The organism is Inquilinus sp., from assembly GCF_057815775.1.
The window spans coordinates 1-6,680 of sequence record NZ_JBYRFX010000513.1; the positions used below are offsets into that span (position 1 = coordinate 1).

The 6,680-nt window shown below is 68.2% G+C and carries 6 protein-coding genes and 1 pseudogene; 3 read left to right on the top strand and 4 right to left on the bottom strand.

Annotated elements, in window-relative coordinates:
• The 4 genes and pseudogenes from AC3XYG_RS17910 to AC3XYG_RS17925 all read right to left on the bottom strand — a co-directional run.
• Nucleotides 1-413: pseudogene (locus tag AC3XYG_RS17910) on the bottom strand (thymidine phosphorylase); the annotation flags it as partial.
• 176 nt (nt 414-589) lie between these two features.
• A complete protein-coding gene (locus tag AC3XYG_RS17915; protein WP_489141210.1) occupies nt 590-1,657 on the bottom strand; it encodes a DUF2333 family protein in 1,068 nt (355 codons plus the stop codon).
• A 79-nt stretch (nt 1,658-1,736) separates the two neighbouring features.
• Nucleotides 1,737-2,393, bottom strand: a complete 657-nt coding sequence (trhA, locus tag AC3XYG_RS17920) for a PAQR family membrane homeostasis protein TrhA (protein ID WP_489141211.1) — start codon at nt 2,391-2,393, stop codon at nt 1,737-1,739.
• A 108-nt stretch (nt 2,394-2,501) separates the two neighbouring features.
• Nucleotides 2,502-2,717: a DUF1127 domain-containing protein gene (locus AC3XYG_RS17925; protein WP_489141212.1), complete on the bottom strand. Its 216-nt coding sequence runs from the start codon at nt 2,715-2,717 to the stop codon at nt 2,502-2,504.
• A gap of 147 nt (nt 2,718-2,864) precedes the next feature.
• Between AC3XYG_RS17925 and gcvA the strand changes: the two genes are divergently transcribed.
• From gcvA to AC3XYG_RS17940, 3 genes are all read left to right on the top strand, one after another.
• Nucleotides 2,865-3,827 carry a transcriptional regulator GcvA gene (gcvA, locus tag AC3XYG_RS17930; protein WP_489141213.1) on the top strand — a complete coding sequence of 321 codons (963 nt, stop codon included), beginning with the start codon at nt 2,865-2,867 and terminating at the stop codon, nt 3,825-3,827.
• Nucleotides 3,828-4,240: 413 nt separating this feature from the next.
• A complete protein-coding gene (locus AC3XYG_RS17935; protein WP_489141214.1) occupies nt 4,241-5,236 on the top strand; it encodes a BMP family lipoprotein in 996 nt (331 codons plus the stop codon).
• Nucleotides 5,237-5,255: 19 nt separating this feature from the next.
• Nucleotides 5,256-6,680 (top strand): ABC transporter ATP-binding protein (locus AC3XYG_RS17940; RefSeq protein WP_489141215.1); only part of this gene is annotated, 1,425 nt, incomplete at its 3' end.

Genomic DNA, 6,680 nt, shown 5'->3' on the forward strand with positions numbered 1-6,680 from the left:
GGCTGGCTGATGTAGCCGGGGATCGCATCCATCTTGTCCAGCGTGCCACCGGTGTGGCCCAGGCCGCGGCCGGAGATCATCGGCACGAAGCCGCCGCAGGCGGCGACGATCGGGGCCAGGATCAGGCTGGTCTTATCGCCGATGCCGCCGGTCGAATGCTTGTCCAGCACCGGGCCGGGCAGGTTGGCGCCGGACCAGTCCAGCACCCGGCCGGAATGGGCCATGGCGCGGGTGAAGGCCACCCGCTCCGGCATGGTCATGCCGCGGAAGAACACCGCCATGGCGAAGGCGGCGATCTGGGCGTCGGTGACGCTGGCATCGACCGCCCCGCGCACCATCGCCTCGATCTCGGCGGTGTCGAGTTCGGCCCCATCGCGCTTGCGGCGGATGATTTCCTGCGGCAGCAGCGCCATGTCAGCGCGCCCCTGCCGGAACGGCAGCAAACCCGCGCAAACGCACGGCGGCGGTCTCGGACATGACGACACCCTCGGGCTGTTCCGCTTGATCGCGGTTGACCCTTACTAGGACGGGAAACGACCCGGCGCCAGTGTGGATCGCCGCATCCCAGCGCCGCCGCCGGAACTGCTGCTCAGTTGCGCAGGACGTTCGACAATTCGCGCATCTGGGTGCGGGCCCGCAGCAGGAAGAAGCCCTGCGCCGCCAGGTGGTTCGGCTGAAACATGGCGTCCGGGCGGCCGTTCATCACCACCAGCGGCTGCAGCTCCGCCGCCTCGCGCAGGTTGTCGATCATCTCGGCCCAGATCTTGGTCGCGCCGGACTGGGCGAGGACTCCGTCGAAATCCTGGCCGAGGGCGCGCAGCACCAGGTAGTAGGCGTAGAGCCGGCCCTTGGTGGCATAGAACTTGTCGTCGGCCTCGGTGTCGATCCACCAGCCGCGGCTCTGTTCGATATGGTCGGCCAGGAAGGCGGATTGCGAGCCGAGATCGGCGGCGACGCGGTCGACCGTCTGCAGCAGATTGTCGGCCCGGCGCTCGAACGGCGCAGTGCCGGCGGCGACCCGTTCGTTGTAGCTGCGCAGCGCCCGGGCGGCGGCGCGATACTGCGATTCCGACGACGCGGTCGGCGCCCAGGAAGTGCTGAGGTCGAACAGCCAGATGGTGCCGGGATAGCGCAGCAGGCCGGTGGCGCGGTCGAGGTCCGGGTCCATCTGCGAGGAGCCGCGCGACCGGCCGATCTGGTCGCCCATCTCGGCGGTGAAACGCGACAGGGCGTAGATGATGCCCTGCTGGTAGTTCGGCATGTTGTCCAGCGCCCAGCCCGGCAGGAAGACCGGGTCGCTGGCGGTCCAGCGATGGGTGCCGCCGGTCTCGCGCTCGATCAGCGCGGTGGCGACATCCACCGCCTTGCTGCCGCCGGCGACCGGGGTGGAGGCGGCGAAATCGGGATCGTCATCGATGTCGTGCACCACGAAGGCGCCGACCGCCATGTAGAGCACGAACAGGACGACCAGGCCGCCGACGCCCCAGAGAATGGTCCGGCCCCAGCCGCGGCGGCCGGGCAAGGAGGCTGCCCGCTGCGATCCACGGCCGCCGAACGGATGGCGCAGCCGGCTCCACCAGCCGCGCCGCACGGGTGGCAGGCCGGGCGCCGCTGTGGCGAGATCTTCCTGGAACGTATCCTCCGGCCGCTCGCCCACATCCACCTCGTCGCTTTTGATGACAACGATGACAGAATGGCGACGACGGCGCTTCCGTGCCAGCCCCTGCGAAAGATCCTTATCCGGCCGGCACGACGTAGATGACGATGGCGGCGAACTGCAGGGCGCTGCCGGCCCGCACGAACAGGTGCCAGATCATGTGGTTGAACGGCAGCCGCTCCCACACATAGAACGCCACGCCGATGGTGTAGGCCAGCCCGCCAGCCACGATCCAGCCGACGGCAACGCCGCCCAGCGACGACCACACCGGGCCGATCGCGATCAGGATCAGCCAGCCCATGCCGAGATAGAGCGGCACCGCCACGCGCCTGCCGTAGTGGCGCCAGGCCAGGCGCAGCACCACGCCGGAGATCGCCAGGCCCCAGATCACCGCGAACAGGGCCCAGCCCCAGGCGCCGCGCAGGCCGAGCAGCAGGAACGGCGTGTAGGTGCCGGCGATCAGCAGGTAGATCGACGCATGGTCCAGCAGGTTGCAGGCATGCTTGAACCGGGCCCCGCGCGCCGCGTGATAGAGGGTCGAGGCGACATAGGTCAGGACCAGGGTCGTGCCGTAAATCGCCAGGCTGACGACGTCGAGCGCGCTGCCATAGAGGCTGGCCAGGACCAGGAGGACAACCAGCCCGGCCACGGAGAAGGCGGCGCCGATGCCGTGGGTGACGGCATTGGCGATCTCTTCGGCCAGGGTCTCGGTGTGATCGATGATCCCGTGCGACATGGGATCAATCTAGCATCCGATTTTCGCTGTGCCATGCCTTGGCTGCGGACGGATGCTGGAGGTGGGGGACGTGCCCGATGGGGGCGGATCCATCGGGCACGTCAGGGCTCAGGCACGCCAGAACGGCTTGCGGGCCTCTTCTTCGACGTCGCCATGGGTCAGGCCGACATCGGCCAGGATATGGTCGTCGAGGCTGGACAGGTGGCGGCGCTGCCGCTCGCGGTCGTGCCAGTCCAGGAGCCGGTCGACCAGGCGCGCGGCGAGACCCTGCGGCGGGAGGCTGCGGCGGGACGCGGTGAGAGGAACTCCGGTGGTGATGGACATGGCAGGTCTCCTACGAACGGAGGCGGGAAAGGTGGTCGGATTGCATCCCGCCTGGACCTGATAGTTGCGCCTTCGTTCCGGTTTCGACAAACGACCCTTTCTCGTGCTACGACTTAGAAAATCTATTGCTCAAGCGGGGTCGATTCCATGGCGCGCCGCCTTCCTCCGCTGAATGCCCTTCGCGCGTTCGAGGCGGCGGCCCGCCATCTCAGCTTCGTCGACGCGGCGGATGAGCTGTCGGTGACGCCGGCTGCGGTCAGCCACCAGGTGAAGGCGCTGGAGGCGCATCTCGGCCTTGCCCTGTTCCAGCGGCTGCCACGCGGGTTGGTGCTGACCGAACAGGCGCGGGTGCTGGCGCCGCAGCTGACCCGCGGCTTCGACCGGCTGGCCGAGGCGGTGGCGCGGACCCGGGCCGACGGGCTGCAGACCGTGGTCTCGGTCACGGTGCTGCCCTCCTTCGCCGTGCGCTGGCTGTTGCCGCGGCTGTCCGCCTTCCGCCGCCTGAACCCCGGCGTCGAGGTCGAGGTCCGGGCCCAGAACCAAGCGGTGGATTTCCGGCGCGAGCGGGTCGACGTCGCGCTGCGCTATAGCCGCGGCGGCTGGACCGGCCTGCATGTCGAGCGCTTCCTGGACGATGCCGTGTTCCCGGTGTGCAGCCCGGCGCTGCTGGACGGGCCGAACCCGCTGCGCCGGCCGGAGGATCTGCGCCATCACACCCTGATCCACGACGTGGTGACCGAGGATGACGAGCCCTGGGTCACCTGGCAGCAATGGCTGCTGCATTTCGGCCTGGACGATGTCGATTACCGGCGCGGCCCCCGCTACAGCGACAGCCACATGATGCTGGAGGCGGCGGCCGCGGGCGAAGGCATCGCCATCGGCCGCAGCTCGATCATGGCCGAAGACCTGACCCGCGGCCGTCTGATCCGGCCCTTCCCCGACGTGCAGGTGGCGGATTACGCCTATTACTTCCTGTGCCGGACCGACGCCATCGACCGACCAGCCGTCCGCGCCTTCCGCGACTGGCTGGTGGCCGCCGCGGGCGAGGCCCGGATCGCCGATGTCCTCGGTGAGGAGGCTCCGTCCGCCCCGCTTCTCCCCTTGTCCTGACAGCCCTGAAGAGCCGCCGGCCACGGAGGTTTGCGGCACGCTAATAATACTGATTTTCAACGCGAAAATTTGCTTTGACCGTTTGGTCAGGTTTTGGATACGGTTTCGGTTCAGGAGAGGCGGCGCCGATGCCCAATCCGCCGGGAACCCGGCCGCGGCGCCACGAAATTTGACAGATGCGGTTCGTCGTCTTCCGGCGGGATGGGCTCATCCCGTTGGGATGGGCCCCTGGGAGACATAATGACGACGGCATCCGACAGCCCCGCGGCCCAGCCGACACCTTTCCATCTATTGTCCGAATCCGCCGACCCCACCCCGCCATGACCCGCCTTGCCGGCGCCTCAGGGCGCTGGCGCCGCATGCGCATGGCAGATATGTTCTGCATTCCGGTTTGATAGGGAGCGTCTCCAAAAATGAAAAACCTTCTTTCCGCCCTCGCCCTTTCCACGGCTCTCGTGGCCGGCGCCGCCTTCGCCGACGACGTGAAGCCGGCCGTGGTCTTCGACATGGGCGGCAAGTTCGACCGCTCCTTCAACGAAGGCATCTACAACGGCTCGAAGAAGTGGTCCGACGAGTCCGGCGTGAAGATCGCCGAATTCGAGGTCACCAACGAATCCCAGCGTGAACAGGCGCTGCGCCGCATGGCCGAGAACGGCGCCAATGTCGTGATCGCCGTCGGCTTCGCCCAGGCCCCGGCGCTGGAGATCGTGGCCGACGAATTCCCCGACGTGAAATTCGCGATCATCGACGCCGTGGTCGACAAGCCGAACGTGCAGTCGATCGTGTTCAAGGAACAGGAAGGCTCGTTCCTGGTCGGCGTGCTGGCCGCGATGGCGTCGAAGACCGGCACCGTCGGCTTCGTCGGCGGCATGGACATCCCGCTGATCCGCGCCTTCAGCTGCGGCTACGTCCAGGGCGTGCACTACGCCAATTCCAGCGCCAAGGTGCTGGAGAACATGACCGGCACCACCCCGGCCGCCTGGAACGACCCGACCAAGGGCGGTGAGCTGGCGCGCAGCCAGTTCGATCGGGGCGCCGACGTGGTCTATGCCGCGGCGGGTGCGACCGGCCTTGGCGTGCTGCAGGCCGCGGCCGATGCCAAGAAGCTGTCGATCGGCGTCGACAGCAACCAGAACATGCTGCACCCCGGCTCGGTCCTGACCTCGATGGTCAAGCGCGTCGACGTTGCCGCCTACAACGTCTTCAAATCGGCCCAGGACGGCAAGTTCAAGCCCGGCGTCAACAATCTCGGCCTGAAGGAAGACGGCGTGGGCTGGGCCGCCGATGAGAACAACGCCAAGCTGATCACGCCCGAGATGAAGGCCAAGGTCGACACGGTGGCCAAGGGCATCATCGACGGCTCGATCAAGGTCGTCGACTACCGCACCGACAATTCCTGCCCGCTCTGAGCCCGGTCCCCGGCCCGATATGACCAGTAACGGCGTGACCAGCGCCGCGGCGGCCGGCGGTTCCCCTAACGGGGCGCCGCCGGCCATCGAGCTGCGCAACATCAACAAGAGCTTCGGCCCGGTCCGCGCCAACCATGACGTCTCGCTGACCATCGCGCCGGGCACCATCCACGGCATCATCGGCGAGAACGGCGCCGGCAAGTCGACCCTGATGTCGATCCTGTACGGCTTCTACGAGGCCGACAGCGGCGAGATCCTGGTCAATGGCACGGTGCAGCGCATCACCTCGTCCAGCGATGCCATCGCCGCCGGCATCGGCATGGTCCACCAGCACTTCATGCTGGTGGAGCCCTTCACCGTGCTGGAGAACGTGATCCTGGGCGCCGAGGGCGGCGCCCTGCTGGCCGGCGGCAAGGCCAAGGCCCGGGCCGAGCTGCAACGGCTGGAACGCGAATACACCCTGGAAGTGCCCGTCGATGCCGTGGTCGGCGACCTGCCGGTCGGGCTGCAGCAGCGGGTCGAGATCCTGAAGGCGCTGTACCGCGGCGCCGACACCCTGATCCTGGACGAGCCGACCGGCGTGCTGACGCCGCAGGAGGCCGACCATCTGTTCCGCATCCTCTCAGCGCTGCGGGCGCAGGGCAAGACGGTGATCCTGATCACCCACAAGCTGCGCGAGATCATGGCGGTCACCGACGCGGTGACGGTGATGCGGCAGGGCGGCGTCGTCGCCAATGTCGCCACCAAGGACACCAGCCGCGAGCAGCTGGCCGAGATGATGGTCGGCCGCAAGGTGCTGCTGCGCGTCGACAAGCCGCCGGCCACGCCGGGCGAGATCCTGCTGGAGGTGCGCGACCTCGACGTCGTCGATGGCCAGGGCGTGCGCCGGGTCAAGGACGTGTCGCTGTCGCTGCGCGCCGGTGAGATCGTCGGCATCGCCGGCGTGTCCGGCAACGGCCAGTCGGAGCTGCTGGCCGCGATCGCCGGCATGGTCCGGCCGGCCAAGGGTGACATCATCGTCGGCGGCACCGCCCTGTCGAGCCTGCCCCGGGTCGATGCCCGGACGCTGCGGGCCCTGGGCGTCGGCCATGTGCCGGAGGACCGGCACCGCGACGGGCTGGTCACCGCCTTCAGCGCCGCGGAATGCTCGATCCTCGGCCATCACGACGACCCCGCTTTCAACGGCGTGATCCTGACCGACGGCCGCAAGGTGGTCGAGAATTGCGGCCAGCTGATGCGGGACTACGACGTCAGGCCGCCGAACCCGCATCTCAAGGCCGCCAACTTCTCCGGCGGCAACCAACAGAAGATCATCGTCGGCCGCGAGGTCGAGCGCGACCCCAAGGTGCTGCTGGTGGGCCAGCCGACCCGCGGCGTCGATATCGGCGCGATCGAGGCGATCCACCGCCGGCTGGTGTCGCTGCGCGACAGCGGCAAGGCGATC